The organism is Microbacterium sp. zg-Y818 (assembly GCF_030246905.1).
Classification (GTDB): domain Bacteria; phylum Actinomycetota; class Actinomycetes; order Actinomycetales; family Microbacteriaceae; genus Microbacterium.
The window spans coordinates 1,191,395-1,217,043 of record NZ_CP126741.1; the positions used below are offsets into that span (position 1 = coordinate 1,191,395).

Annotated in this window: 25 protein-coding genes, 1 tRNA gene and 1 pseudogene; 15 read left to right on the forward strand and 12 right to left on the reverse strand. The window is 69.5% G+C overall.

The annotated features are described in order from the left end of the window. The first annotated feature begins 1 nt into the window (after position 1). Positions 2-1,096, forward strand: a complete 1,095-nt coding sequence (locus QNO21_RS05435) for a VIT1/CCC1 transporter family protein (protein WP_257518817.1) — start codon at positions 2-4, stop codon at positions 1,094-1,096. Between the two features lie 135 nt (positions 1,097-1,231). On the opposite strand, the gene QNO21_RS05440 is transcribed toward QNO21_RS05435, so the two are convergent. Further along, a tRNA-Leu gene (locus QNO21_RS05440) sits at positions 1,232-1,317 on the reverse strand. A 110-nt stretch (positions 1,318-1,427) separates the two neighbouring features. Between QNO21_RS05440 and QNO21_RS05445 the strand changes: the two genes are divergently transcribed. Further along, positions 1,428-2,729, forward strand: coding sequence for a M20/M25/M40 family metallo-hydrolase (locus QNO21_RS05445; protein ID WP_257518818.1), 1,302 nt, complete (start codon positions 1,428-1,430; stop codon positions 2,727-2,729). A 23-nt stretch (positions 2,730-2,752) separates the two neighbouring features. Further along, positions 2,753-3,577 (forward strand): undecaprenyl-diphosphate phosphatase, encoded by an 825-nt coding sequence (locus QNO21_RS05450; RefSeq protein WP_257518819.1) that lies wholly within the window; start codon positions 2,753-2,755, stop codon positions 3,575-3,577. 35 nt (positions 3,578-3,612) lie between these two features. On the opposite strand, the gene QNO21_RS05455 is transcribed toward QNO21_RS05450, so the two are convergent. Continuing rightward, positions 3,613-4,485 carry a PAC2 family protein gene (locus QNO21_RS05455; protein WP_257514852.1) on the reverse strand — a complete coding sequence of 291 codons (873 nt, stop codon included), beginning with the start codon at positions 4,483-4,485 and terminating at the stop codon, positions 3,613-3,615. A gap of 131 nt (positions 4,486-4,616) precedes the next feature. Here QNO21_RS05455 and QNO21_RS05460 point away from each other — a divergent pair, with 131 nt between their 5' ends. Genes QNO21_RS05460 through lnt form a run of 9 tightly spaced genes read left to right on the forward strand, consistent with a single transcriptional unit; the run spans position 4,617 to position 14,381 of the window. After that, a complete protein-coding gene (locus tag QNO21_RS05460) occupies positions 4,617-5,261 on the forward strand; it encodes an HAD family hydrolase (RefSeq protein WP_374113642.1) in 645 nt (214 codons plus the stop codon). Then, positions 5,258-6,277, forward strand: coding sequence for a tRNA (adenine-N1)-methyltransferase (locus tag QNO21_RS05465; protein ID WP_257518820.1), 1,020 nt, complete (start codon positions 5,258-5,260; stop codon positions 6,275-6,277). The genes QNO21_RS05460 and QNO21_RS05465 overlap by 4 nt, the downstream gene beginning before the upstream one ends. A 9-nt stretch (positions 6,278-6,286) precedes the next feature. Beyond that, positions 6,287-7,219 (forward strand): FKBP-type peptidyl-prolyl cis-trans isomerase, encoded by a 933-nt coding sequence (locus tag QNO21_RS05470; protein WP_257514855.1) that lies wholly within the window; start codon positions 6,287-6,289, stop codon positions 7,217-7,219. Positions 7,220-7,225: 6 nt separating this feature from the next. Beyond that, on the forward strand, positions 7,226-8,230 hold the full coding sequence (locus QNO21_RS05475) for a helix-turn-helix transcriptional regulator (RefSeq protein WP_257518821.1): 1,005 nt from the start codon (positions 7,226-7,228) through the stop codon (positions 8,228-8,230). Then, positions 8,227-9,186, forward strand: coding sequence for a helix-turn-helix transcriptional regulator (locus QNO21_RS05480; RefSeq protein ID WP_257514856.1), 960 nt, complete (start codon positions 8,227-8,229; stop codon positions 9,184-9,186). Before QNO21_RS05475 ends, QNO21_RS05480 begins: the two co-directional genes overlap by 4 nt. A 47-nt stretch (positions 9,187-9,233) precedes the next feature. Beyond that, a complete protein-coding gene (gene tatA / locus QNO21_RS05485; protein WP_257514857.1) occupies positions 9,234-9,476 on the forward strand; it encodes a twin-arginine translocase TatA/TatE family subunit in 243 nt (80 codons plus the stop codon). A gap of 59 nt (positions 9,477-9,535) precedes the next feature. Then, entirely contained in the window at positions 9,536-10,297 is a 762-nt protein-coding gene (tatC, locus tag QNO21_RS05490; RefSeq protein WP_257518822.1) for a twin-arginine translocase subunit TatC, read from the forward strand. Further along, on the forward strand, positions 10,294-12,780 hold the full coding sequence (locus tag QNO21_RS05495) for a DEAD/DEAH box helicase (protein ID WP_257518823.1): 2,487 nt from the start codon (positions 10,294-10,296) through the stop codon (positions 12,778-12,780). Before tatC ends, QNO21_RS05495 begins: the two co-directional genes overlap by 4 nt. After that, complete coding sequence (lnt, locus tag QNO21_RS05500; protein ID WP_257518824.1) at positions 12,777-14,381, forward strand: apolipoprotein N-acyltransferase; 1,605 nt, start codon at positions 12,777-12,779, stop codon at positions 14,379-14,381. Before QNO21_RS05495 ends, lnt begins: the two co-directional genes overlap by 4 nt. 2 nt (positions 14,382-14,383) lie before the next feature. Here lnt and QNO21_RS05505 read toward each other — a convergent pair whose 3' ends face one another. The 4 genes from QNO21_RS05505 to QNO21_RS05520 all read right to left on the reverse strand — a co-directional run bounded on the left by QNO21_RS05505 (position 14,384) and on the right by QNO21_RS05520 (position 17,070). Beyond that, the gene (locus QNO21_RS05505) at positions 14,384-14,764 is read right to left on the reverse strand and encodes an RNA polymerase-binding protein RbpA (RefSeq protein WP_257514861.1); all 381 of its coding nucleotides are present in this window, start codon (positions 14,762-14,764) and stop codon (positions 14,384-14,386) included. 116 nt (positions 14,765-14,880) lie between these two features. Next, positions 14,881-15,657 carry a glycerophosphodiester phosphodiesterase family protein gene (locus tag QNO21_RS05510; RefSeq protein ID WP_257518825.1) on the reverse strand — a complete coding sequence of 259 codons (777 nt, stop codon included), beginning with the start codon at positions 15,655-15,657 and terminating at the stop codon, positions 14,881-14,883. Next, positions 15,654-16,592, reverse strand: coding sequence for an SPFH domain-containing protein (locus tag QNO21_RS05515; RefSeq protein ID WP_257514864.1), 939 nt, complete (start codon positions 16,590-16,592; stop codon positions 15,654-15,656). The genes QNO21_RS05510 and QNO21_RS05515 overlap by 4 nt, the downstream gene beginning before the upstream one ends. Then, positions 16,585-17,070, reverse strand: coding sequence for an NfeD family protein (locus QNO21_RS05520; RefSeq protein WP_257514866.1), 486 nt, complete (start codon positions 17,068-17,070; stop codon positions 16,585-16,587). Before QNO21_RS05520 ends, QNO21_RS05515 begins: the two co-directional genes overlap by 8 nt. A gap of 118 nt (positions 17,071-17,188) precedes the next feature. Here QNO21_RS05520 and QNO21_RS05525 point away from each other — a divergent pair, with 118 nt between their 5' ends. Together QNO21_RS05525 and QNO21_RS05530 are read left to right on the forward strand one after the other, a co-directional pair. After that, the gene (locus tag QNO21_RS05525; RefSeq protein WP_257517494.1) at positions 17,189-17,953 is read left to right on the forward strand and encodes an SDR family oxidoreductase; all 765 of its coding nucleotides are present in this window, start codon (positions 17,189-17,191) and stop codon (positions 17,951-17,953) included. Positions 17,954-17,957: 4 nt separating this feature from the next. Further along, a complete protein-coding gene (locus QNO21_RS05530; RefSeq protein WP_257518826.1) occupies positions 17,958-19,949 on the forward strand; it encodes a S9 family peptidase in 1,992 nt (663 codons plus the stop codon). Between the two features lie 61 nt (positions 19,950-20,010). Here QNO21_RS05530 and QNO21_RS05535 read toward each other — a convergent pair whose 3' ends face one another. From QNO21_RS05535 to QNO21_RS05560, 6 genes are all read right to left on the reverse strand, one after another. Further along, entirely contained in the window at positions 20,011-20,562 is a 552-nt protein-coding gene (locus QNO21_RS05535) for an HdeD family acid-resistance protein (RefSeq protein WP_257514692.1), read from the reverse strand. Positions 20,563-20,651: 89 nt separating this feature from the next. Next, a complete protein-coding gene (locus QNO21_RS05540; RefSeq protein WP_257518827.1) occupies positions 20,652-21,572 on the reverse strand; it encodes an AEC family transporter in 921 nt (306 codons plus the stop codon). 55 nt (positions 21,573-21,627) lie between these two features. Further along, on the reverse strand, positions 21,628-22,218 hold the full coding sequence (locus QNO21_RS05545; protein WP_257518828.1) for an N-acetyltransferase: 591 nt from the start codon (positions 22,216-22,218) through the stop codon (positions 21,628-21,630). Between the two features lie 172 nt (positions 22,219-22,390). Then, the gene (locus QNO21_RS05550; RefSeq protein ID WP_257514695.1) at positions 22,391-22,981 is read right to left on the reverse strand and encodes a fasciclin domain-containing protein; all 591 of its coding nucleotides are present in this window, start codon (positions 22,979-22,981) and stop codon (positions 22,391-22,393) included. 280 nt (positions 22,982-23,261) lie between these two features. Further along, a complete protein-coding gene (locus tag QNO21_RS05555) occupies positions 23,262-23,954 on the reverse strand; it encodes a hypothetical protein (RefSeq protein WP_257514696.1) in 693 nt (230 codons plus the stop codon). A gap of 228 nt (positions 23,955-24,182) precedes the next feature. After that, complete coding sequence (locus QNO21_RS05560) at positions 24,183-24,353, reverse strand: hypothetical protein (protein WP_257514697.1); 171 nt, start codon at positions 24,351-24,353, stop codon at positions 24,183-24,185. Positions 24,354-24,766: 413 nt separating this feature from the next. Between QNO21_RS05560 and QNO21_RS05565 the strand changes: the two are divergent. Beyond that, a pseudogene (locus tag QNO21_RS05565) lies at positions 24,767-25,518 on the forward strand (alpha/beta hydrolase). The last annotated feature ends 131 nt before the right edge of the window (positions 25,519-25,649 follow it).

Here is a 25,649-nt window from a genome sequence, read left to right on the forward strand (position 1 = left end):
CATGAACGCGCCCGCGCCCCCCGCACCGACCGCGCGGGACCGCCGGCGGTGGGCGCAGTACCTCGTCGACGAGCGCGCTGAGGCACGTCTGTACCGCACGCTCGCCGAGCGGCGGACGGGCGAAGAGCGCGAGATCCTGCTCGCGCTGGCCGATGCCGAGGGGCGACACGAGTCGCACTGGCTGGGCCTGCTCGACGGGGAGCCCAAGCGCCTGCCCAGCCCGAGCCTGGACACCCGCATGCTGGGCTGGATGGCGCGCCGGTTCGGCATGGTCTTCGTGCTGGCCCTTGCCCAGAACGCCGAGGCGCGGTCGCCGTACGAGAGCGAGCCGTATGCCACGGCGGCCATGGTCGCCGACGAGAAAGTGCACCACGAGGTGGTGCGCAACCTCGCCGCCCGCGGCAGGCGGCGTCTGTCGGGCACGTTCCGTGCGGCGGTGTTCGGCGCGAACGACGGCCTGGTGTCGAACCTCGCGCTCGTGATGGGCATCGGCGCCGCGGGGGTGGGAGCTCCTTTCGTGCTGCTGAGCGGCCTGGCCGGTCTGCTCGCCGGGGCGCTGTCGATGGCCGCGGGCGAGTTCGTCTCGGTGCGGTCGCAGCGGGAGATGCTCGCCTCGACCGGCCATAGTGACTTCGCCGACGCGGCGTTGCCCGATCTCGACCTCGACGCCAACGAGGTGGCGCTGGTGTACCGTGCCCGCGGACTGGATGCCGACGAAGCGCTGGCCCGTGCCCGGCGCCTCGTGGAGACCGCGCAGGCGGCGGACCGGTCGCAGCCCTACCGGCGCCCGGTCGACGACGCCGAGGAGCACGACGTCGTGGGCGGAGCATGGGGCGCGGCGACGTCGAGCTTCCTGTTCTTCGCCTCCGGTGCGGTCATCCCGGTGCTGCCCTGGATCTTCGGCCTCGAAGGGGTCGTCGCCGTGGTGCTCGCTCTGGTGCTCGTCGGCATCGCGCTGCTGGCGACCGGTGCGATGGTGGGGGTGCTCTCCGGAGGCCCGCCGCTGCGCCGCGCACTGCGTCAGCTCGCGATCGGCATGGGTGCCGCAGCGATCACGTACCTGCTGGGGCTGGTGTTCGGCGTCTCGGTCGCCTGACAGCGCGCTTCGCCTGTCGCATATCGTCGCTTCCGGGCGCCCGAAGCGACGAAACGCGACAGGCGAGCGCGGCAGCGAGGTATCCGGCGCGCCCAGAAACAGAAGAAGGCCCCCTTTCGGGGGCCTTCTCATCTGTGCGCGAGGGGGGACTTGAACCCCCACGCCCGTTAAAGGGCACTAGCACCTCAAGCTAGCGCGTCTACCTATTCCGCCACCCGCGCATTGGGTGAAATTGCTTTCGCAACCGAGGGTCGAGCCTAGCATGATCGCGGAGCATGTTCGAACCGGCGCCACGCCGGGCGCCCTCGCCGACAGCGGTAGCGTAGAGCGCATGCCCGAGACCGAAGCCGACCTTCCCGAGGTCGTGCGCGTCGCCCGCGATCTCATCCGGTTCGACACGTCGAACTTCGGCGGCGGCAACGCCCGCGGCGAGCGCGAGGCCGCCGAATACACCGGCGCGTACCTCGAGTCACTCGGCCTCACTCCCGAGTACTACGAGCCGATCCCGCGCCGCACGAACCTGGTCGCCCGCGTCCCGGGGCGCGACCGCGACAAGCCCGCCCTGGTGCTGCACGGCCACCTCGACGTCGTCCCCGCCGTGGCCGCCGACTGGAGCGTCGATCCCTTCGCCGGCGAGATCCGCGACGGCATGCTGTGGGGCCGCGGAGCGGTGGACATGAAGGACATGGATGCCATGATCCTCACCTCCGTCGCAGACCTGCTGCGCGCCGGCGAGCAGCCGGCCCGCGACGTGATCGTGACCTTCTTCGCCGACGAGGAGAACGGCGGTGTCGAGGGGTCCGCCCTTGTCGTCCGCGACCGTCCGGAGTGGTTCGCCGGCGCGACCGAGGCGATCAGCGAGGTGGGCGGCTACTCCATCGCCTCCGGTGACCGCCGGGCGTACCTGCTGCAGACGGGGGAGAAGAGCCTCGTCTGGATCCGCCTGCGCGCGCGCGGCCTCGCCGGCCACGGCAGCCGGTTCCACCCCGACAACGCCGTCACGCGCCTCGCCGAGGCCGTCGCCGCGCTCGGTCGCACCGAGTGGCCGCTGGCGATGACCGACACGTCCCGGCAGCTCGTCGAGGGCCTCGCCGCCCTCGTGTCCGGCGACCCACGGCATCCCGATGCCGTCGCCGAGCAGTTCGGCCCCGCCGCCGCGTTCCTGCGCTCCACGTTCCGCACCACGACGAACCCCACCGGCCTCACCGCCGGCTACAAGCACAACGTCATCCCCGACACGGCCGAGGCGCTCATCGACGTGCGCACGGTGCCCGGGGGAGAGGATGCCGCCCTCGCGGACATCGCCGCCATCGTCGGGCCCGACATCGAGATCGAGATCGTCCACCGCGACATCGGTCTCGAGGTGCCCTTCGCGGGCGCCCTCGTGCGCGAGATGGTCGCGGCCCTCGGCCGGCACGACCCGGGCGTCCCTGTCATCCCGTACCTCATGGGCGGGGGTACTGACAACAAGGCGCTCGCGCACCTCGGCATCGCCGGCTACGGCTTCGCGCCGCTGCGGCTGCCCGCGGATCTCGATTTCACCGGCATGTTCCACGGGGTCGACGAGCGCGTCCCCCTGGATGCCCTCGTCTTCGGACAGGCGGTTCTCACCGACCTGCTCCGCACGTACTGACAGCAGTTCACCGAAAGGCGCGCATGAGCTTCTTCGAAGCGATCCTCCTGGGCCTGGTCCAGGGGCTCACCGAATTCCTCCCCGTCTCCTCCAGCGCGCACCTGCGCATTCTGGGGGAGTTCCTCCCCAGCGCCGAGGACCCCGGCGCGGCCTTCACCGCGATCACGCAGATCGGCACGGAGGCGGCGGTGGTGGTGTTCTTCTGGAAGGACATCGTCCGCATCATCACGCAGTGGTGCCGCTCGCTCGCGGGCAAGGCGCCGCGCACCGACCCCGACGCGCGCATGGGCTGGCTGATCATCATCGGCAGCATGCCGATCGTCGTGCTGGGGCTGCTGTTCCAGGATCAGATCGAGACGGTGTTCCGCTCGATGTGGGTCGTCGCGATCATGCTGATCGCCTTCGGTCTGCTGCTCGGCATCGCCGACGCGGTGGGCGCGAAGCGCCGTGAGCTGAACGACCTCACCGTGCCACACGGCGTGGCCTTCGGGTTCGCGCAGGCGCTCGCGCTCGTCCCCGGCGTCTCGCGCTCGGGCGGCACGATCACCATGGGACTCTTCCTCGGCTACAAGCGGGCGGATGCCGCGCGCTACGCGTTCCTGCTGGCGATCCCCGCCGTCTTCGGCAGCGGCTTCTACCAGCTGTTCAAGAGCTGGGACGAGCAGGGGCCGTTCACGCTGCCGGAGACCCTCGTGGCCACCGTCGTGGCGTTCGTGATCGCGCTGGCGGTCATCGCCTTCTTCATGAAGTGGATCTCCAAGCGCAGCTTCCTGCCGTTCGTGATCTACCGCGTGGCGCTGGGCACGGTGCTGATCGTGCTGCTGTCGATGGGCGTCATCCAGCCCTGACCCCGGTCGGTCGTCGCCGCGTAGGCGGACGCGGGTCAGTGCCGCGGCGGGTCGTCGCGGCCGGGCTTGGTGGGGCCCAGGCCGTCGCCGCGCCGACGCAGGTACTTCTCGAACTCCTGCGCGATGGCGTCGCCCGACGCCTCGGGGGAGTCCCACGTGTCGCGGGTGCGCTCGAGCTGGTGGATGTACTCGGTCATCTCCTCGTCGTCCGCTGCGGCGGCGTCGATCGATGCCTCCCACGCGGCCGCCTCGGTCGCGAGGGTGCCGCGCGGCACCCGCGCGCCAGTGAGGTCCTCGAGCTTGTCCAGCAGGGCCAGAGTGGCCTTGGGCGACGGTGTGTGACCGCCGACGTAGTGCGGCACGCTGGCCCAGAGCGACGCCGAGGGGATGCCGGCGGCGTCGGCCGCCTCGTCGAGCACGGTGAGGATGCCGACCGGGCCTTCGTACGTCGAGCGCTCGAGGTCGAGCCTGGTGCGCAGCTCCTCGTTGTGGCTGCCGGCGACGACCGAGATCGGCCGTGTGTGCGGCACATCCGACATCATCGAGCCGAGAGAGACCATTCCGGTGATGTCTTCGCGGAGCGCGACATCGATCAACTCCGCGGCGAACCCCTGCCAGGCCCGCGCCGGCTCGACGCCGGTCAGCAGCCACAGCTGCGTGCCGCGGGCGCGACGGGTCGGGCGCCAGAGCGTGGCCTGCGGCCAGGTGAGCACGCGGCGGCCGTCGGCGTCGAGCGCGATCTGCGGCCGGGTGTACTGGTAATCGAAGTACAGCTCGGGGTCGACGGAGAAGACGGGTTCGTACGAACCCTCCTCGCGCAACAGCGTGACAGCTCCCGATGCGGCCTCGCCGGCATCGTTCCAGCCGTCGAACGCGGCCACGAGCACGCGGCGTCCCAGACCCTCCACGTGTCTCCCTTCGTCTCACCAAGGATAGGCCGGGCGCCGCCCACGCGGGCGGGCGGCGCCACGCCCGTCGGTAGCATGGGGAGGTGACAGCCCTCTTTTCCCCCGCCCCGCTGCGCGCTGTCCTGTGGGACATGGACGGCACCCTCGTCGACACCGAGCCCTATTGGATGGCGGCCGAGACGCCGCTGATCGAGAGCCACGGCGGCACCTGGTCGCACGAGCAGGCACTCGGGCTCGTGGGCCTGGGGCTGCACGACTCCGCCCGCATCCTGCAGGAAGCGGGGGTGCGCATGCACGAGGATGCCATCGTCGATCACCTCACCGACGAGGTGATGCGGCAGCTGCGGGAACTCGGCAATCCCTTCCGTCCCGGCGCGCAGGAGCTGCTGGCGAGCCTGCGCGACGCGGGTGTGAAGACGGGCCTGGTCACGATGTCGTTGCGGCGCATGGCCGAGACGGTGGTCTCGCAGATCCCGTTCGAGGCGTTCGACGTCATCATCGCCGGTGACGACGCGATTCGGCCCAAGCCCTTCCCCGATCCCTACCTGCAGGCCTGCGAGGCGCTCGGAGTGACCCCCGCCGAGGTGGTCGCGATCGAGGACTCGCCCAACGGACTGCGCTCGGCAGTCGCCGCCGGCGCGGCGACGATCGGTGTGCCGCTGATGGTGTCGCTGACGGGCGCCGGCGCGCACGCACTGTGGCCGACGCTCGAGGGGCGTACCGCCGCCGACGTCGCCGAGTTCCATGCCGACCACCGCGCAAAGGAGTCCCGATGACCGCGGACCTCACCCGACCGAGCGGTCCCTTCCGCTACGGCGACCGCGTGCAGCTGACCGGCCCGAAGGGGCGGCTGCACACCATCACGCTGCGCGAGCGCGGCGAGCTGCACACCCACCACGGCGTCCTGCGCCACGAAGCGCTCGTGGGCCTGCCCGACGGATCGGTCGTCACCAACAGCGGCGGCCACGAATACCTGGCCCTCCGCCCGCTGCTGCGCGACTTCGTCATGTCGATGCCCCGCGGAGCGGCCATCGTCTACCCGAAGGATGCCGCGCAGATCCTGGCGCAGGCCGACATCTTCCCCGGCGCCACGGTGGTCGAAGCGGGTGTGGGGTCCGGCGCGCTGTCGCTGTGGCTGCTGCGGGCCATCGGTCCTGCCGGGCGCCTGGTGTCGTTCGAGCGCCGCGAGGAGTTCGCCGAGGTGGCCCGCGCCAATGTCGAGACGTTCCTCGGCGGAACGCCGCAGAACTGGGACGTGGTCGTCGGCGACCTCGTCGAGTCCCTGCCTGGCGCCATGGAACCGGCGTCCGTCGACCGCGTCGTGCTCGACATGCTCGCGCCGTGGGAGTGCATCGACGCCGTGGCTGAGGCACTCACGCCCGGAGGCGTGGTGCTCTGCTACGTCGCCACCGCGACGCAGCTGAGCCGGGTGGCCGAGTACATCCGCGGCACCGGCCTCTACACCGATCCCGAGGCCAGCGAGACGATGGTGCGCGGCTGGCACGTCGAAGGACTCGCCGTGCGGCCCGACCATCGCATGGTCGCCCACACCGGGTTCCTCCTCACCGCTCGACGTCTCGCCCCGGGAGCTGTGCCCCCCGATGTGCGCAAGCGGGCGCTGAAGAAGCCCAGCTATGCCGACGAGGACGTGGAGCTGTGGACCCCGGGCGCCGTGGGCGACCGCCAGATCACCGACAAGAACCTGCGCAAGCGTGTGCGCGAGGCCCAGCGTGCCGCGGACGGCGCGCGGATCGCTGCGGGGTCGGCGGACCCCGACCCCGCCACCGATTAGGCTGTACCGGTGCGCAGGATTCCCGCCATCACCGCCGTCATGGGCCTCTCCGCCCTCGCTCTGGTCGGATGCTCATCCGCCGACCCTGCTGCGTCGTGCACGCGCGACGGGGGTGACGCGCAGGTGCTCGACCTGATCACGATCTCGGGCGACACCATCGGAGTGGCGGCTCCCGTCCACGTCGACGAGACCGTGTACCGCGACATCACCGTCGGCGACGGCCCCGTTGTGACCTCGGACGCACAGGAAGTCGCGTTCGACGTCACCGTCGTCAACGGCAGCACGGGCGACACGCTGCTGCAGTCGGGAACCCAGGTGGTGCCGGTGTCGCAGTGGGCCGAGGCCTACGAAGGCATCGCCGAGATGCTGGACTGCGCCACGGAGGGCTCGCTCATCATCGGGGCGGTCGCGCCGGAGGACATGCTGCCTGAAGCTGCGGCGAGCCTGGGCTTGGCCGAGGATGACACTGCGATCTTCGTCATCGATCTGCAGCAGGTCTACCCCGACCGGGCGGACGGCGAGGATCAGTACAACGCGCGCCGGGGCATGCCCACGGTCGTGCTGGCGCCCGACGGCACACCCGGCATCATCGTTCCCGACGCCGAGGCGCCCGACGAACTCGCCGTCGAGGTGCTCAAGAAGGGCGACGGTGAGGTCGTCACCGGTGACGTCCCCGTCCGGGTCAAGTACACCGGCGTCACCTGGGACGACGGAGAGGTCTTCGACTCCACGTGGGAGGCCGGGGCGTCGGCAGTGCTGTCGCTCGATCAGGTGGTGCCCGGCTTCGCCGAGGCGCTGGAGGGTCAGACCGTCGGTTCGCAGATCCTCGCCGTCATCCCGCCGGACCTGGCATACGGCGACGCGGGGCAGGGGCCGGTCCCGCCCGGGGCCACGCTCGTGTTCGTGATCGACATTCTCGGTCTCGACGAGGCGGCGGAGTAGCCGGAGGTGGCCGCAGCGACGAGCCGCAGCGCACCGGAGGAGCGTCTGGTGAACCTGCTCGTCGCGCTCATGGCGACCGACCAGGGGCTGACCAAGGACACGATCCTCTCCTCGGTGGCGGGTTACCGGGAGCAGGCGCAGTCGGGTGCGTCGAAGGACGCCCTCGAGAAGATGTTCGAGCGCGACAAGGAGAGCCTTCGCGGTCTCGGCGTGCCGATCGAGACGATCGGCGACTACGCCGATCCCGACGACCTGCGTGAAGCCCGCTACCGCGTGCCGAACGACGAGTACGCACTTCCCGAAGACATCTCCTTCACGCCCGCCGAGTTGGCGGTGCTCGCGGTCGCCGGCGGCGTCTGGAGCGAGAGCTCCCTGTCGGCCGAGGCGCGCAGCGGGCTGCGCAAGATCCGTGCGCTCGGCAACGAGGTCGATGAGCCCATCATCGGCTTCTCGCCCCGGCTGAGCGTGCGGACGCCCGCGTTCGCGCCGCTGCAGAAGGCGATGGAGCAGGCCAGGGTGGTGTCGTTCCCCTATCTGAAGCCGGGGGAGGAGCGTCCCCGCTCACGCCGCATCCGCCCACTGGCGCTGGTCGACTACGAAGCGCGCTGGCACGTCTTCGGCTTCGACCTCGACCAGCAGGCCGAGCGCACGTTCCTGCTCTCACGCATCGTCGGCGATGTCGCGATCACCCGCGAGGGTTTCGACCCGTCGCTGCGCGACGGTGCGGGGGAGCGGGCGGTGCAGGGACTTCACGACGTCGCCGCCCGTCAGCGGGCGCTGCTCGAGGTGCACCCCGGAACCGAGGCATCACTGCGGCTGCGCCGCCGCGCACAGCATGCGGAACAGGGCATGCTGGTGCCGTATGTCGACGTGCACGTGCTCGCCGACGAGCTGGCCTCGTACGGACCGGAGGTGCGGGTCGTGGAGCCGGCGGCGCTGCGCGAAGAAGTGATCCGCAGACTGCAGGCGACCCTGGCCCTGCACTCCGACGGCGCGGAGGATGCCACATGAGCGCGCGGCCCATGCATGCCACCGAGCGGGCCGCCCTGCTGCTGCAGCTCGTGCCGTACCTGATCGGCAAGGGCGAGGTGTCGGTGGCGGAGGCCGCGGACGAGTTCGAGGTCACGCCCGACCAGATGCGTGAGATGGTGCAGAAGCTGACGGTCATCGGTCGACCCGGCGAGGGTGGCTTCTGGCAGCTGCCCAACGATCTGTTCGACATCGACTGGGATCTGCTGGACGAGCGCGACCTCATCGTCATCACCAACTCCGTCGGACTCGAGCGCGCCCCGCGGCTGACCGCGCGCGAGGCTGCGGCACTGCTGGCGGGACTGCAGCTGGCGGCGACCCTTCCCGGAGTGGGTGACAGTGGCACGGTGCAGAACCTCATCGTCAAGCTCGCCCGCGGGGCAGCCAGCGCCCCCGCCGACGTGATCGTCGCCCCCGGACCCGTCGACGACGTGCGGGTCACGGTCGCCGAGGCGCTGCGCCGGGGTGTCGCGGTGTCGTTCACCTACCAGGCCCCGGATGCCGCGCCCACCACGCGCACCGTGGACCCAGCCAAGGTGCACATCGCCGACGGTCAGTGGTACCTGCAGGGGTGGTGCCACATGCGTCAGGGCATGCGCACCTTCCACCTGGAGCGCGTCAGCGACGTCGCGCTCACCGAGATCCCGGTCAGTCACAGCGGCGAGCCCGTGCCGCAGCTGTTCGAACCGGGCGCCGGGGATGTCCTCGCCCAGGTGCGCTACCCGCGTCAGATCGCGCCACTGCTGGGGGAGTATCTCAGCGGTGCGCAGATCACCGCGGCCGGCGACCTCGAGACGGCCGCCATGCGGGTCGCCGACGAGCAGAGCCTCAAGCGCGTGGCCGCGCGCCTCGGCGGCGACGTCGAGGTGCTCGCGCCCGTCGGCGCGCGCAGGGCGGCGGCTTCGTGGGCTGCCGCGGGTCTGACCCAATACCGATGAGCGCCGTCTAGACTGAGGCGGTCGTCCGTTACGACGAAAGGACTCTCATGGGTATTCACGGCTGGCAATGGCTGCTGATTCTGGCAATCATCCTGCTGCTGTTCGGCGCAGCGAAGCTTCCTGCGCTGGCCAAGAGCATGGGGCAGTCCGCGCGCGTGTTCAAGACCGAGATGAAGGCGATGAAGGAAGACGACCAGGCAACGGTCTCCTCCGGCACCACCGCTCCCACGGCGGACCCCGCATCGACGTTGGACGCAGACAAGCGCACTGATCCGCCCTCTTCTCGCTGAGCGTGGTCATGACCCGGCCGTCGAGGGTCGCAGGGGACGAGTCTCGGCGTGAGAAGCGGATGTCGCTCGCCGAGCATCTGATCGAGCTCAAGCGCCGCCTGATGATCAGCGCGGTCGCCGTGATCGCGGCGATGGTCGCGGCGTTCTTCATCACCGAACCGGTGATGCACCTGATCACCGCACCGATCCGCATGCTCGCCGAGGAGCGGGGCGAGCAGGCCGCGGTCGAGCTGATGTACACCAGCGTCACCGGAGCGTTCGACCTGCGCATGCGCATGGCATTCGCCATCGGGTTCTTGCTGTCGGCGCCGATCTGGATCTGGCAGGTCTGGGCATACGTGATGCCCGCGATGACCAAGCGCGAGAAGCGCTACACGGTGGGGTTCATCGCCGCCGCGGTCCCGCTCTTCTTCGCCGGGTGTGCGACCGGGCTTCTGGTCATGCCGAACATCGTCAGGCTTATGGCGGAGTTCCTCACTGCGGGCGCGTCAGCGATGTACGACGCGAACTACTACTACGACTTCGTGTTCAAGCTGATGCTGTTCGTCGGTGTGGCCTACATCGTGCCGGTCTTCCTCATCGCCTTGAATTTCGCAGGAGTCATCACCGGCAAGGCGATCCTGTCGTCGTGGCGTGCGGCGGTGCTCGTCAGTGCGATCTTCGCCTCCATCGCGACCCCGCCCGCCGACGTCGCCACGACGTTCCTCATCATGGGGATCCTCCTCGTGCTGTACTTCGCCGCAGCGGGCCTCGCGCTGCTGCTCGACCGGCGACGAGCGAAGCGCGCCGCCGCCCTGCTGCAGCCGGGACACGCCCTGTGACCTCTCCCAGCCCCGCGGAGCGGTTCGCCGCCGCGTCCGAGGCGCGGCGGCATCCGCTGACAGCGGAGTTCGCCGAGCAGCAGCGCTTCACGCTCGATCCCTTCCAGATCGCCGGATGCCAGTCGCTCGAGGATGGCCGCAGCGTGCTGGTGGCCGCGCCCACGGGTGCGGGCAAGACGATCGTCGGCGAGTTCGCCGTGCATCTGGCGATGCGCGAGCCCGGCGACAAGGCGTTCTACACCACACCGATGAAGGCGCTGTCGAACCAGAAGTTCCGCGAGCTGCAGGAGGTGTACGGCGAGGACGAGGTCGGCCTTCTCACCGGCGACACCAACATCAACGGCAACGCCCGGGTCGTGGTCATGACGACCGAGGTGCTGCGCAACATGCTCTATGCCGACTCGCCGGCGCTGCGGGGCCTGCGGTTCGTGGTCATGGACGAGGTGCACTACCTCGCCGACCGGTTCCGCGGCGCGGTGTGGGAAGAGGTCATCATCCACCTGCCGCCCAGCGTGCGGCTGGTGTCGCTGTCGGCGACCGTCTCCAATGCCGAGGAGTTCGGCGACTGGCTCGACACGGTGCGCGGCGACACCGACGTCATCGTGTCGGAGACCCGGCCGGTGCCGCTGGAGCAGCACGTGCTCGTGCGCGGCGACCTGCTGCCCCTGTTCGACGACCGCGCCGGCATCGCCACCGCGCAGGTCAATCAGGAGCTCATGCGCATCCGGTCCGTCAAGGGCCAGACGTTCGAGGAGAACCGTCGTGTGCACGGACACAACAGTGCGCGCCAGGCCGGCTACGAGCCCGGCCACCGGCGGCCCCAGCGCGGCGGCAGACGACCGGTCAGGCCCGGCAACGTGCAGCGCGTGGAGCGGCTCGACCGCCCCGCCGTCGTACAGCTGCTGCAGCGGGCGAACCTGCTGCCGGCGATCTTCTTCATCTTCAGCCGCGCCGGCTGCGACGGCGCGGTGCAGCAGGTGCGCCGCTCGGGTCTGCGCCTGACCGACACCGATGAGCGCGCCGAGATCCGCCGTCTGGTCGACGAGCGCACCGCGGCGCTCAACGCCGACGATCTGGATGCACTGGGCTTCTGGGAGTGGCGCGAGAACCTCGAGCGCGGCATCGCGGCGCACCACGCGGGTCTGCTCCCGGCCTTCAAGGAGGTCGTCGAGGAGCTCTTCCGCCGCAAGCTCGTGAAGGCCGTCTTCGCCACCGAGACGCTCGCCCTCGGCATCAACATGCCGGCCCGCACGGTCGTGCTCGAGAAGCTCGAGAAGTTCAACGGCGAGGCCCGCGTCGCCATCACCTCGGGGGAGTACACCCAGCTCACCGGCCGCGCCGGGCGCCGCGGCATCGACGTCGAGGGCCACGCCGTCATCCAGTGGACCGAGGGCCTCGATCCGCAGGCCGTCGCCGCCCTGGCCTCGCGGCGCACCTATCCGCTGAACTCCAGCTTCCGCCCGACGTACAACATGGCGGTCAACCTCATCGATCGGTTCGGCCGCGCCGAGGCCCGCAAGATCCTCGAGTCGTCGTTCGCGCAGTTCCAGGCCGACCGGTCGGTGGTCGGTCTCGCGCGCCAGGTGCGCGAGGCCGAGGACTCGCTCGCCGGCTACCGGCAGGCGCAGACGTGCGAGCGCGGGGACTTCACCGAGTACGCCGCCATCCGTCGCGAGCTCAGCGACCTCGAGAAGCTCAACCGGGCCGACCGCACGGCCCCCGCACGTATCCGCAAGCAGCGCCAGCAGGAGATGGAGGCGCTGCGTCGCCGAATGCAGCGCCACCCCTGCCACAGCTGCCCCGACCGCGAGCACCACGCGCGCTGGGGCGAGCGCTACTGGAAGCTCAAGCGTCGCACCGACAAGCTGCGCAACCAGATCCAGACCCGCACCGGCACCGTCGCGCGGGTGTTCGACCGCGTCGTCGACGTGCTCACGGAGCTCGACTACGTCGTCGTCGACGAGGAGGGGCGGACCACCCTCACCGCCGCCGGCCGCACGATGCGGCGCATCTACGGCGAACGCGACCTGCTCGTGGCTGAGGCCCTGCGCCGTGGCATCTGGAACAACCTGGATGCCGCTTCGCTCGCGGCCCTTGCGTGCTGCCTCGTCTACGAACCGCGCCGTGATTCCGAGGGGCCCGGAGAGTACGGGCTGCCCCGCGGGGCCTTCCGTACCGCCCTCACCGAGACGCAGCTGCTGTGGGCGCAGCTGGACGACCTCGAACGCGAACACCACCTGCCGGGCACCGAGTCGGTCGCCACGGGCCTCGCCCAGGCGATGTACACCTGGGCGCGCGGGGGCATGCTCGACCGCGTGCTGACCGAGGCGGACCTCGCCGCGGGCGACTTCGTGCGCTGGGCAAAGCAGACCATCGACCTGCTCGACCAGCTGTCGCTCGTGGCCGACGCCCCGGTGGCCACCACAGCGCGTAAGGCGCTCGACGCCGTGCGACGCGGGATCGTCGCCTACAGCGCGGTATGAGCGGGGCGCCGGAAAAGCAGAGCACGGCCGAGCGGCCGCTGCTGCCGCTGTGGCTCGCCCTCGTGGCCGCGCTCGTCGGCGGCCCGGTGCTCGACCTCGCCTTCCCCGACGTGGGATGGTGGCCGCTCGCGTTCGTCGGTGTCGCGCTCGCCCTCGTGTCGCTCATCGGCCGGTCGGTCTGGGGAGCACTGGCCGTCGGCCTCGTCTTCGGCGTCTCGTTCTACTTCACGCACATCATCTGGATCACGCGCTACCTGGGGCTGCTGCCCTGGTTCGGCCTCGGAGGGCTGCAGGCCCTCTTCTGGGCACTCGGGTCCATCCCGATCGCCCTGGCGTACCGATGGATGCCACAGGTGCGCGGCGGCCGGTGGGCGCGTCTGGTGGCCCTTCCTGCGCTCGTGGCGGGCCTGTGGACCGCACGGGAGCTGATCATGGGCTCTTGGCCCTACACCGGCTTCCCCTGGGGTCGGCTGGGCATGAGCCAGTCCGAGAGTCCGCTCGCCCACATCGCCTCGTGGACGGGCGTCGCCGGACTCACGTTCCTGATGGTGTTCGCCACCGCGGCCGCCGTGGAATGGGCGCGCCTCGGTGCCTGGCGCGCCTGGCGCACGGCGCTGCCCGCGGCGGTGGCGGTCGCGGTGCTGCTGCTCACTCCGGCCTTTCCCACCACCCCCGCCGGCACGATGCGCGTGGGCGCTGTGCAGGGAAACGGCCCGGCGGGGTATTTCGACGAGCGGGAGTCGTACGACGTCTTCCAGTCCCAGCTCGATGCCACCGAGCCGCTCTTGGGCGAGGACCTGGACGTGCTGCTGTGGCCCGAAGGGGGAATCGACGCCGACCCGCTGCGAAACGAGTCGGTGGCGCGCGTGCTCGACCAGCTCGCCGCGTCGTTGGACGCGCCCCTCATCGTCAACGCCGCCACCCAGCGCGACGACGCGGTCTACAACACCTCGATGCTGTGGGAGCCGGACGCAGACAACCCCGTCGCGCTCCACGACAAGCGCACTCCGGTGCCTTTCGGGGAGTACGTCCCCGACCGGTGGTTCTTCGAGGCGATCGTGCCGGACCTCGTCGGGCTCATCCAGCGCGAGTACACCCCGGGCACGAACCCGCCCGTCTTCGATGTCGACGGCGTGAACGTGGGTCTGGCGATCTGCTTCGACGTGATCTACGACGACGTGGTGTGGGAGGGGGCGCGCGACGGAGCGGAGGTCTACATGATGCAGACCAACAACGCCGACTTCCGCGACACCGACGAGAACCTGCAACAGCTGGCCTTCGCCCGCATGCGTGCGATCGAAACCGGGCGTGCCGTGGTGAACCTCTCGACCGTGGGCACCAGCCAGGTGATCGCCCCCGACGGCACCGTGATCGACGGGCTTGCTGCCGGCGAAGCCGGTGCGATGGTCACCGACGTTCCGCTGCGCACCGGATTGACCCCTGCCGTCGTCATCGGCGGCGCCGTGAAGCTCGTGCTGGGCTGGGGGAGTGTGCTGGCTTTCGCCGTGCTCGCCGGGGCCCACCTCATGTCGGCGCGACGTCGTGCCGCACAAACGACGAAGCCGGCCCCCGAAGGGACCGGCGTCACCGAATCGGTCTGAGCTCAGGCGCTCTTCTTCGCCGTGGCGCTCTGGCCTGCACCGCGCCGCTCACGGATGAACGTGAGCCGATCCTCGAGCAGTTCCTCGAGCTCGGGGATCGTGCGCCGCTCCAGCAGCATGTCCCAGTGCGTACGCGGCACCTTGTCGCCGCTGTGGTCCACCTCGACGGTCTTGCCGCCGACGCGCAGCACGGCCTCGGCGCCGCACGTGCGGCACTCCCAGGTCTCGGGCGCTTCGGCATCGACCGCAAAGGGAAGAGTGGACTCACGGCCGCACGTGTTGCACACGTACGTGTGTGTGGTCCGCTCATGAAAAACGACGCCGTCCTCGCTCTGTAGGCTGGACGCGCCGAGTCGGATGCCGCGCAAACTGCGGTCTGCCATTGTGTGGTCCTCTCGTCGCCTGTTCAGGTATAACGCCGGGACCTGTGCGCATACTCCAAACCGGCACGACCGATAGGGCTTTCACAGCCGAATCCCAGGCCCGCTGACGCGTGGTCTCAGCGGCCCTCGGCGACCCTTCGCAACGCGAGGTCGACGCGGTCGGTGACCAGGCCGTCAACACCGAGGTCCAGCAGCCGCGCCATGTCCATCGGGTCGTTGACCGTCCACACGTGCACCTCGACGCCGCAGCGATGTGCGGCCTCGATGAGCCGCGGGGTGACCACCCGCACCGGCCCGCGACGCTCCGGAATCTGCAGCGCGTCTATGCCGTCGAGAGCGCGGCGCACCACCCAGGGGGAGTGGGCGCGCACGCCCGCGAGGACGCGCGCGATGGTGGCGGTGCCGGCGGACGTTGCAGGGCGGATGCCGCGGCCGAAGCGGTCGGCGGCCTGCAGCGCCGCGCGCCGCCGGGCGTCGGAGAAGCTCGCCAGCAGCACGCGCTCGGCGTGGGGGGCGACGGTGCGCCCGACGGGCACGGCGGCCGCCTCGGCTTTGACATCGAGGTTGAACCGCACGTCCGGGAATCCCTCGAGGGCTTGGCGCAGGGTGATGAGGCCGCCGCTGTCTCCCATCAGTCGTTCCAGCTCGGCGAGGGTGACCTCCGCCACCGGTCGCGGGTCGCCGAGGGTGCGGCTGAGGTCGGCGTCGTGCAGCAGCACGACGTGGCCGTCGGCGGTGAGATGGCAGTCGGACTCGATGTACCCCGCGCCGGCGGCGTGGGCGGCCGCGATCGCCGCGAAGCTGTTCTCCACGATGCCTTCGGCATCCGGGGGGACGAAACCCCGATGAGCGAGGATGCGAGGCGCGCGCCCCGCGAACCAGGGGTGCGTCACAGCGACGTCGGGCGGGGGCCGCGATTCGCGGCATCCGTCGTGTTCGACCCGAATGCGCCGCTGACACCCTTCAGAGCTTCGGTGAACTCGCTCGGGATGATCCACAGCTTGTTGGACGCGCTGTCGGCGATCTTGGGCAGCGTCTGCAGGTACTGATAGGCCAGCAGCTTCTCGTCGGGGTTGCCCCGGTGAATGGCGTGGAACACCGTCTCGATGGCCTCGGCCTCGCCCTGGGCGCGCAGCACGGCGGCCTGCTTGTCGCCCTCGGCGCGCAGGATCTCACCCTGTCGGCGGCCCTCTGCCTCGAGGATCTGCGCCTGCTTCGAGCCCTCGGCGGTCAGGATCGTGGCGCGACGTTCGCGCTCGGCGCGCATCTGCTTCTCCATCGAATCCTGGATCGACACCGGCGGGTCGATCGCCTTCAGCTCGACGCGGGACACGCGCAGGCCCCACTTTCCGGTGGCCTCGTCGAGCACGATGCGCAGCTGGCTGTTGATGTTGTCGCGGCTGGTCAGCGCCTGTTCGAGGTTGAGGCCGCCGACGACGTTGCGCAGGGTCGTGGTGGTGAGCTGCTCCACCGCTCCCAGGTAGTTGGCGATCTCGTAGGTCGCCGCCCGGGCGTCGGTCACCTGGAAGTAGACCACCGTGTCGATCGACACCACGAGGTTGTCCTCGGTGATGACCGGCTGCGGCGGGAACGACACCACCTGCTCACGCATGTCGACCAGCGGGCGCACTCGGTCGATGAAGGGGATGAGCAGGTTGAGTCCCGGGCTCAGTGTGCGCTGATAGCGGCCCAGGCGCTCGACCACCCCGGCGTATGCCTGCGGGATGATGCGGATGGAGCGGAAGATCACCACGACCACGAAGATCGCGAGCACCACCAGCAGGACGATCACGAAGATCTGTCCGATGAACGCGCTGACGTCAACCATCGTCCGAGGTCCTTTCTCGTGCGGGCAAGGGGGCGACCTCAACGGCGGAGCCGAGCACGCGGACCACGCGCATGCGGTCGCCGACCTGCGCCGGATCGGCGTCGGGGTCGAGGCGTGCGGTCCAGGTCTCGCCGTTGTCGAGCCGAACAGAGCCTCGGTCGTCGACGAACGGCGCCACCACGCGCGCGCCCATGCCGTACAGCGCATCGACGTTGGTGCGGGCGGGCTCGTCGCCGCGGCGCAGGGCGCGCAGCAGCAGCGGGCGGATCGTGAACAGCAGCAGTGCCGCCACCGCCGCGGCGACGACGATCTGCAGCCACCACGGGCCACCGAGAAGGTAGACACCCAGGCCGCCCAGCACCGAGCCGGCCGCCAGCATGAGGAACGTGAACTCCAGGGTCAGCAGTTCGATGATGACGAAGAGCAGAGCCAGCACCAGCCAGGCGATCCAGATGTACTGCGTCAGATCGGGCAGCATCACGGTCCCTCCATCGGTCCTTGAGGGAACCCTAACACCGGGTCAGGACGCCGGTGCTTGCTAGGCTCGGATGGCCCGGCGACGCCCGTTCCGGGTCCCCGAGACAGGAGCGCCGCCCATGTCCCAGATCCTGCCTGCCGGCTCCCTTCGTGGAAAGACGGCGCTCGTCACCGGCTCGTCCCGAGGAATCGGCGCCGACACGGTGCGGTACCTCGCGGAGGCCGGCGCGAACGTCGTCATAAACTTCCGAAACAAGGCGCCGCGCGCCGAGAAGCTGGCCACGCAGCTGCGTGAGCTCGGCGTCGAGGTGCTCGTCGTCGGGGCCGACCTCACCGACGCCGACGCCGTGCGGGCGATGTTCGCCGAGGTGGAGCGCACCTTCGGCGGGTTGGACATCCTCGTGCTCAATGCCTCCGGCGGCATGGAGTCCGGCATGGCGGAGGACTACGCACTGACCCTCAACCGCGACGCCCAGGTCGGCGCGCTGCAGGCGGCGCTGCCGCTGCTGCACGAGGGTTCCCGCGTCGTGTTCGTCACAAGCCACCAGGCGCACTTCATCCGCACGACGCCGACGATGGCGGAGTACGAGGTCGTGGCTCTGTCCAAGCGGGCCGGCGAGGATGCCCTGCGCGAGCGGATCGGTGAGCTCGACGAGCGCGGCATCGGCTTCGTCGTCGTCTCGGGGGACATGATCGAGGGCACCATCACCGCCACCCTGCTCGAACGGGCGAACCCCGGAGCCATCGCCTCGCGGCGCGAGTCGGCCGGCAAGCTCTACAACGTGTCGGAGTTCGCCGCCGAGGTCGCGCGGGCGGCGGTCGACCCGGTACCGGAGGACCACACTCGTCTCGTGGGCGACACCGGTTCGTTCGAGGGCGAGTGACCTCATGCGGGCCCAGGACATCGACGCGCTCGGCTCGGTGGGAAGGCCCGCCCTTTCGCCCGACGGTGCGTTCGCGATCTTCGCCACCTCGCGGCCCGATGTGTCCGCGAACCGCGACGTCGGACAGCTCTGGCGCCTCGACCTGCCCGACGGCGCCCCGCGCCGGCTGACACGCGGCGTCGCCGACGCCTCGCCACGGCTCCGCCCCGACGGCGCGGTCGTCGCCTTCCTGCGCGAGGACGCCAAGGGGCGCCGGCAGATCTTCGCCGTCGCGGCCGGGGGAGGCGAGCCCGTGCAGGCCACCGACGCCCCGCTCGGGGTAGGTGCCTTCGCCTGGTCGCCAGACGGCGACACCCTCGCTTTCACGGCCAGGGTGCCGGACCGGGGGCGCTACGGCTCGATCGACGGACTGGATGCCGCAGCCGAGGCGCCGCGGCGCATCACCGGCATCCGATGGCATGCCAACGGACTCGGATACATCGGCGATCGTCCGTCACAACTGTTCATCGTGCCCGCTCCCGACCTCGACGCCGAGCCGCTCTACGAGCCCGCCGCGCGGGTGCGTGCCGAGGGCGACGACGGGCCGCACGCGCGCGTGGTGCCGGCGGATGCCGAGCAGCTGACGCGCGGCTCGGCCTCGTACGGCGCCCCGGTGTTCACCGCCGACGGCCGCCATCTGCTCGCCGTCGTCGACGCGATCGAGGACGCGGCGCGCGACCTGCGCAGTCGCGTCGTCGCCGTGGCGGTGGACGGCGCAGGGGAGCGCACCGTGCTCGGACCCGAGGCGGGTCTCGCCGTCTCGGAAGTGGCCGTGGCCCCCGACGGCGCGCTGTTCCTGCTCGCCTACGACGTCGGCGAGGACGGTCGGGACTTCGTCGCGCCCGGCACGGGGCTCTGGCACCTGGATGCCGCGGGTGCCCGCCCGTTGACCGACCCCGAGACCGTCGATCTCGGGGAGGTCGGGAGCCACATCGGGTTCGACGGCGAGGATGTCCTCGTGCAGAACCGCACGCGTGGCCGCGTGCACCTGGTGCGGGTCTCGCGCAAGGGACGGGCCTCGGTCGTGCTGGGCGGCGATGTGGAGGTGCTCGGCCACGCGGCAGGCGGCGGCCGCATCGTCACGGCGATCGGCACGGCCACATCGTTCGGAGAGCTGGCCGAGGTCGTAGAGGGTCGCCCGCGCGTGCTCACCGCGTTCGGTGAGGCCCTCGTCGCTGCGGGCCTTGTGGAACCGGTCGAGGTGACGGTCCCCGCCCGCGACGGCTACCCCGTGCACGGCTGGGTCGCGGTGCCGGACGGCAGCGGCCCGTTCCCCGTCATCCTGCAGATCCACGGCGGGCCGTTCGCCTCCTACGGCATCCAGGCCTTCGACGAGACCCAGATGCTCGTCGACGCCGGCTACGCCGTGGTGTACGGCAACCCCCGAGGGTCGGCCGGTTACGGGCGTGCGCACGGGCGCAGCATCCGCCGGGCGATGGGGACGGTCGACTTCACCGACGTCATCGACCTGCTCGACGGGGTGCTCGCCGCAGACGAGCGCCTGGACGCTGAGCGCGTCGGCATCATGGGCGGGTCGTACGGCGGTTACCTCACCGCCTGGACGATCGCGCACGACCATCGATTCGCCGCCGCCATCGTTGAGCGCGGGTTTCTCGACCCGGTCGCCTTCGCCGGCACGAGTGACATCGGCTCGTTCTTCGGCGACGAGTACGTCGGCACCGACCCCGCGGCGATGGCGGCGCAGAGCCCGATGGCCGTGGTCTCACAGGTGCGCACTCCCACCCTCGTCGTGCACTCGGAACTCGACTTCCGCTGCCCGCTCGAGCAGGCCACGCGCTACTACACCGCGCTGAAACGGCAGGGGACTGTGGCCGAGATGCTCCTCTTCCCCGGCGAGGACCACGAGCTCACCCGCGGCGGCCGGCCCCGCCACCGTGTCGAGCGATTCGCGGCGGTGCTGGATTGGTGGCACCGCTACCTGCCGATCGTTTCCTGACCCGGTGACGACGGCATGACGAAGGGCCCCGGGAGTCGGTCCCGAGGCCCTTCGTCATATGTCACTTGCCGAACGTGAAGGCGCGGATGATCTGCACCACGCCCAGCACGATGGCCGAGATGCCGATGAGCAGCCACAGCGTCGTCGCGCCCCACAGCGGGGCGAACAGCAGCACGATGCCGGCGATGATCGAGAGGATCGCGAAGAAGATGGTCCACCCGCTCGACGCCGCCCATCCGAGCGTCGAGAGCGAGACGATGCCCTCGACGATCCACATGACGCCGACGAGCACGCCGACGAAGGTCCCGAACCAGGCGGTGGCCGCGGGGAGGTTGATGAAGGCGACGATGCCGGCGACGATGAACAGCACGCCCAGCACGATGTGGCCGAGCCGGGCCCACCCGCCCCGCTGCGCGCTGAAGATCCCGAGTCCCGCGTAGACGAGGCCGGCAGCGACGGCGTAGATCGCCACCACCGCCACGACGACCATGGCTGTTCGGCCGGGCCAGACGAGGATGAGGATGCCGAGGATCAGCGCGAGCACGCCGCTGACGCCGAGGGCCGTGCGGATGCCGTTGAGCAGCGGTCTGTCGATGGAGGAGTTGTAGGCCATCGTGCGTCCTTTCTGAGAATTTTCTGTGAGGACGGCGCCATTGTAGCCCCGCGCGCCCGCGTGTGAAGGGGGAACACGGCGGGGGAGTGCTACCCCAGCAGCACCATGATGAGCAGCAGCACGGGGACGCATCCCACCGTCGTGAGGAAGATCGTGTCCCGCGAGATGGTCTCGCCGACGCCGTAGTGCTGGGAGTAGGTGAAGATGTTCTGCGCCGTCGGCAGTGCGGCCAGCACCGTGACGATCAGTATTCCTTCAGGGGGTAGCTGGAAGACGTAGGCCGCCGTCGCCCACGCGACCAGCGGCATGGCGACCAGCTTCAAGGCGGTGGCGAGGATCACATCTCGCCGGTGCCCGGCCGTGCCCAGCACCCGCTGGCCGTACAGCGACATGCCGTAGCCGATCAGCATCACCGGCACGCACGCGTTGGCGATGAGCTGCGCAGGATCGAGGATGAGCGGCGGAAGCTCCCAGCCCGACAACGACACCGCCACACCGAGCACCGAGCCGAGCACGATCGGGTTCGTCGCCGTGCGCTTGAGGATGCGGCGGGGGGAGCGCTGGCCGGTGGTCGCGGCATCCAGAACCGCCATCGAGATGGGCGTGAACACCAGCAGCTGCAGCAGGATGACGGGAGCGGGGAACGCGGCGCTGCCGAGCAGGTACAGCGACAGCGGGATGCCCATGTTGTTGGAGTTGACCTGACCGGCCGAGAGCGCGGCGATGGTCGTCTCGGCGGTGGAGCGATGCCAGAGGAAGCGCGAGAAGAGCGCCTGTGCGGCGATCACCACCAGGGCGGCTATCGCGGAGACCGGCAAGAGCGCCGAGAAGAGCGTCTGCACGTCGGCCTGGGACAGCACGACGAAGAGCAGGAACGGCGACAGCACGAAGAACGTGAGCCGGTTGAGCACGTGGCGGCCGTGGGGGCCGAGCAGGTCGACGCGGCCGATGATGTAGCCGATCAGGATCGCCACACCGATGACGACGAATCCGGTGGCGACATCCAGCACCCTCTGAGCCTAGGGGTGGGACGCGACTGCTCGGCTCGCTCGACGACAGTTCGTGTCAGGGGAGCGCCGCAGGGATCGTCTTGCGCATGACGGTCTTGCTCTTGCCGATGTGGCGCTCGAACACGAAACCGGCCTTCTCGAACATCGCCCGAGTGCCGTTGTGCAGGAACGACGACGACGTGCGCTTGCCCGGGGCGAGCTCGTTGGGGAACGACACCACCTCGCCGCCGCCGGCCCGAGCGATCAGGTCGAGCGCGCCGTCGAGCGCCTCGCGCGCCACACCGCCGCGCCGATGGTCACGGTCGACGAAGAAGCACGTGATGCGCCAGGGGGCCGGACGCGTCTCGCCGGCGTCGTACTGCTTGCGGTGGTAGATGCCCGGCAATTCGGCGGGGCTGCCGTACTCGCACCAGGCGATTGCGGCGTCTCCGTCGAAGACCAGCGCCGCGTGCGCGACGCCCTCCGCCACGAGACGCTTCTTGAACGTCGGCCCGTCGTACTGGATCTTGACCGTGCGGTCGGTGTCGCCGTGGAAGTACGAGCACCAGCATCCGCCCCAGACGCCGTTGTGCTTCTCGGCCAGCGCAAGCCAGGCCGGGTAGGTGTCCGGCGTGAGCGGCTTGATCACGTGCGCCGCGTTGACCATGGCGGCCTCCTCGCCTCGATGTGCCCAGTGTGGTGCGAGGGAGGGCTGTGGACAAGCGCTCTCCGGATGTCGGTGGGGATCGGTGGCATAGGGGTGGGTGATTGCCTGCGGACAAGGGAGGGCCGGGGTCAGCCACGCCGCCGCCCCCGGCCCTCGTTCTCGTCGGTGTGCGTCAGGACGCGGGTACCAGGACGCGGTCGATGGTGTGGATCACCCCGTTGGTCGCCTGGATGTTGATCGCCCACAGCACGAGGCGCGGATCGGTGAGCGACGGGGTCTCGTCTCGCAGCGTGGTGGCGCGCGGCTTGATGACCCCGCCGTTGGCCATGGTGATGTTCTTCGACAGGAGAACCTGCAGGGGCCCGAGCTTCTTGCCGGGCACCACGTGGTACAGCAGGATGTTGGAGATCTGCTCCGCCGAGAACGTCGATGTGATCGTCGTCAGAGCCTCGGCCTCGGACGCGGGCGTCGCGCCGGTGAGGTCGGTGACGAGGCGGATGAAGGCGCGATCGTTGGGCGCGAACACGGTGTACTTCGTGCTCGTGTCCGCCAGTGTGGCATCCAAGCCCGTCGCGACGAGGGCCTGGACCAGCAGGTCGTAATCGTGGCCGTTGGCGTCGGGGGTTCCTCCGCCGGAGGCTGCCACTGCGACGTCGACGATCGACCCCGCCGGCGGGCCGCCGTATGCCGATGCCGGTGAGGCGGTCAGCGTGAGCGCCGTGGCGACGACGGCCGCAAGGGTGATGGAGAGCTTCTTCTTCATTGTCCAGCTCCTTCGATGGGACGAGTGCGCTCGGCGACGGCCGTCGGGCGCCACAAAGGTATTCCGGACCAGCGGGCTGTTTGGATGCAGCAGGACTCGGATTGGTCGTCGGCGCGGCGCGGGCTCTCCGCCGCGCGGATAACCGAATCGAAAGAACGCCGATAATGCACATTATGTCAATGTCGAGGCGTACTTGAAAGAAACGGTGTCGCACTTGTCCCCCAGCGCGAGGTCGGCGGCGTGCAAATGATCGCTCATCGCAGGGCCGCTCACTCAGAGGTCAGCCAGCAATCCAGTTGCCATCCTCGCCCCGGAAGTACCAGGTGACATCGCCGTAGCCTCTGTGGTGAGTGATGGTGTCACTGGTCCACGTCAGCGTGAGGGTGCCGTCGATTGCCGGAGACACCTCGAACGCTGCAATGGATGCAAAGCGGTAGTCCCAGGGCTGCGAGTTGGTGTTGTCGGTCTGCTCCTTGGTGGCCCAGGTAGCAAAGCTCATAACGGGCCCGACACCACCACCCGCGCCTTCGGCGCAGTCAGACACATAGGTGAGGTTCTGGAAGTCAGTGACGTACCAGCCGTTCTCCGGCTTGCTCTCATCCAGTGTCTCGGTCTTCCTCACCTCCCAGGGCTTGTCGAACTTGGCGCCGGAGTACAGCGATCCGTGAAGGAGGGATGCGTTGGGCCCTCCGACTGCCTCAGGGGCGAGGTCATCAGCCGACAGCGTGTAGCTGAACTCTCCGACCTGATCCCCTTCCGCGTTCAGCGCCTCTGTTCGGGTGAAGGAAAGGCCCTTGGCGAAGGAGTCGGGGTCCGTGTACTCGATGACCACATCGAAGGCGCATTTCTGGGCGGTGTCCAGTTCACGCGAGGTGATCGTGTACGCGGTTGCAACGAGGGTCGAGACATTCTCCTCGCCGAACGCCTCGAGGAAGTCCTCAGGGAGACGGGCGGTGATCTTCCCCTCGGCCACGACTGGCTCCTCGGATCGGAAGTCGAACACGGCGACCGGCTGGCTGTCTACCGCTTCGGGTTCGGCTCCGGTTGCACCTCGCGCACCATCCAGGCTGCCCAGGTCGATGGTGCTCGCGCTGCAACCAGTCAGAGCAAGAGTTGTCAGGACTCCGATAGCGGCAGCGCGTATCAGTCGATCAGTACGCATATGCGGTCTCCTTGCGATGTAAGTTCAGGTCAGCTCAGTTCAGCTTTCCAGCCAGTTGCCGTTGAAGTCCCGCTCGAAATAACGGCGCTCGCCATCATTGGTCTGGTGATCCGTCATGCCGAACCACGACACGGTCATCATGCCGTGCACCATGATGGTTACATAGAACGGCGTACCAGCCGTGCTGCGGGTCGCTTTAATCGAGGTCACCGTTGCTTTTCAGCTCCCATTCGATGAAAGCCAGCCGGTGTACGACAAGTGTTATGTCGACTTCACACTTGTCGACTTCCGCTGGCAGATCGCGCAGTAATACGAGTCCGAAACGTTCATCGAGCTCCGCGAGTGTCTGACGGACGTCGGCATCGAGACTGGCAGGGACGCTGACACGGTCTTGGCGCAGGTCGAGGAGAAGACGAGCGACGTGCGAACGGGCCTACTCCCCCGCGCGGAATCGCAGAGATCCAGCGAGAATGGCGCTGGGCAGCACTGGCCCTGACGTCTACACACGAGGGCGAGCCGTCTCCACCACGCCGACGCCGGCAAGCAGGCTCCCACTTAGGGTGGTCGCATGGAGCCTCATGCCCCCGGAATGCGGCGACTCGGCGAGCCGTGCTGTCGACGGAATGCCGGTTCGGATCTACACGCCCACATCCGCACCCGCGAACGCCCCGGCCGCACCCCGTCCGCTCATCGTCTATTTACACGGCGGCGGTTTCGTGTTCGGCGACCTCCGAGGTGGCGACTGGATCTGCGGTTCGGTATCGGCGGGCGTCGGCGCCGTCGTGGTGTCGGTCGGGTATCGGCTGGCTCCGGAGCATCCGTCCCCGCCGCCGTCGACGACAGTTACGCGGGCCTGATGTGGGCAGCGCGCCGTGCGGACGAACTGGGAGCGGATGCCGCCCGGATCGGTGTGATGGGCAAGAGCGCTGGCGGAAACCTTGCCGCAGTCGTCGCACTGATGGCACGGGATGCGCAGGATCCGAGCATCCGTCATCAGGCGCTGCTGTATCCGGCCATCGGCACCGCCGGCACGGAGTCTCGCCGCGTGAATGCGGATGCGTTCATCCTGAGCAACGCGGACATGACCAAGTTCGGAGAGTACTACGCGGCAGACAGCGCCGACTGGCGGTATGCGCCGATCCTCGCCCCCTCGCTCGCCGGGCTGCCACCCGCGATCACCGAGGTCGCCGAGCACGACCCGCTTCACGACGACGGAGTTCTCTATGTGGAAGCGCTCCGGGATGCGGGAGTCGCCGTGGAGCTGGTGAACTTCCCCGCGATGCCGCACGGATTCCTGAACTTCCCGCGGTTCGCGAAGGATGGGAAACGGGGCATCCAGGCCGTCATCGACTCCCAGGGCGTCGCACTCGCCTGACCGGTGACCCATCGTGACGGCACCGTGGGGCGTCGGCGGGGTGCTCGCCTTCTCCGGCGCGCGCCCTGGTCCGGCTCCGGCGCGGCTCACCCGCTGGTCCCGCTGACCGGCTGCGCCAAGAGAAACCCGAA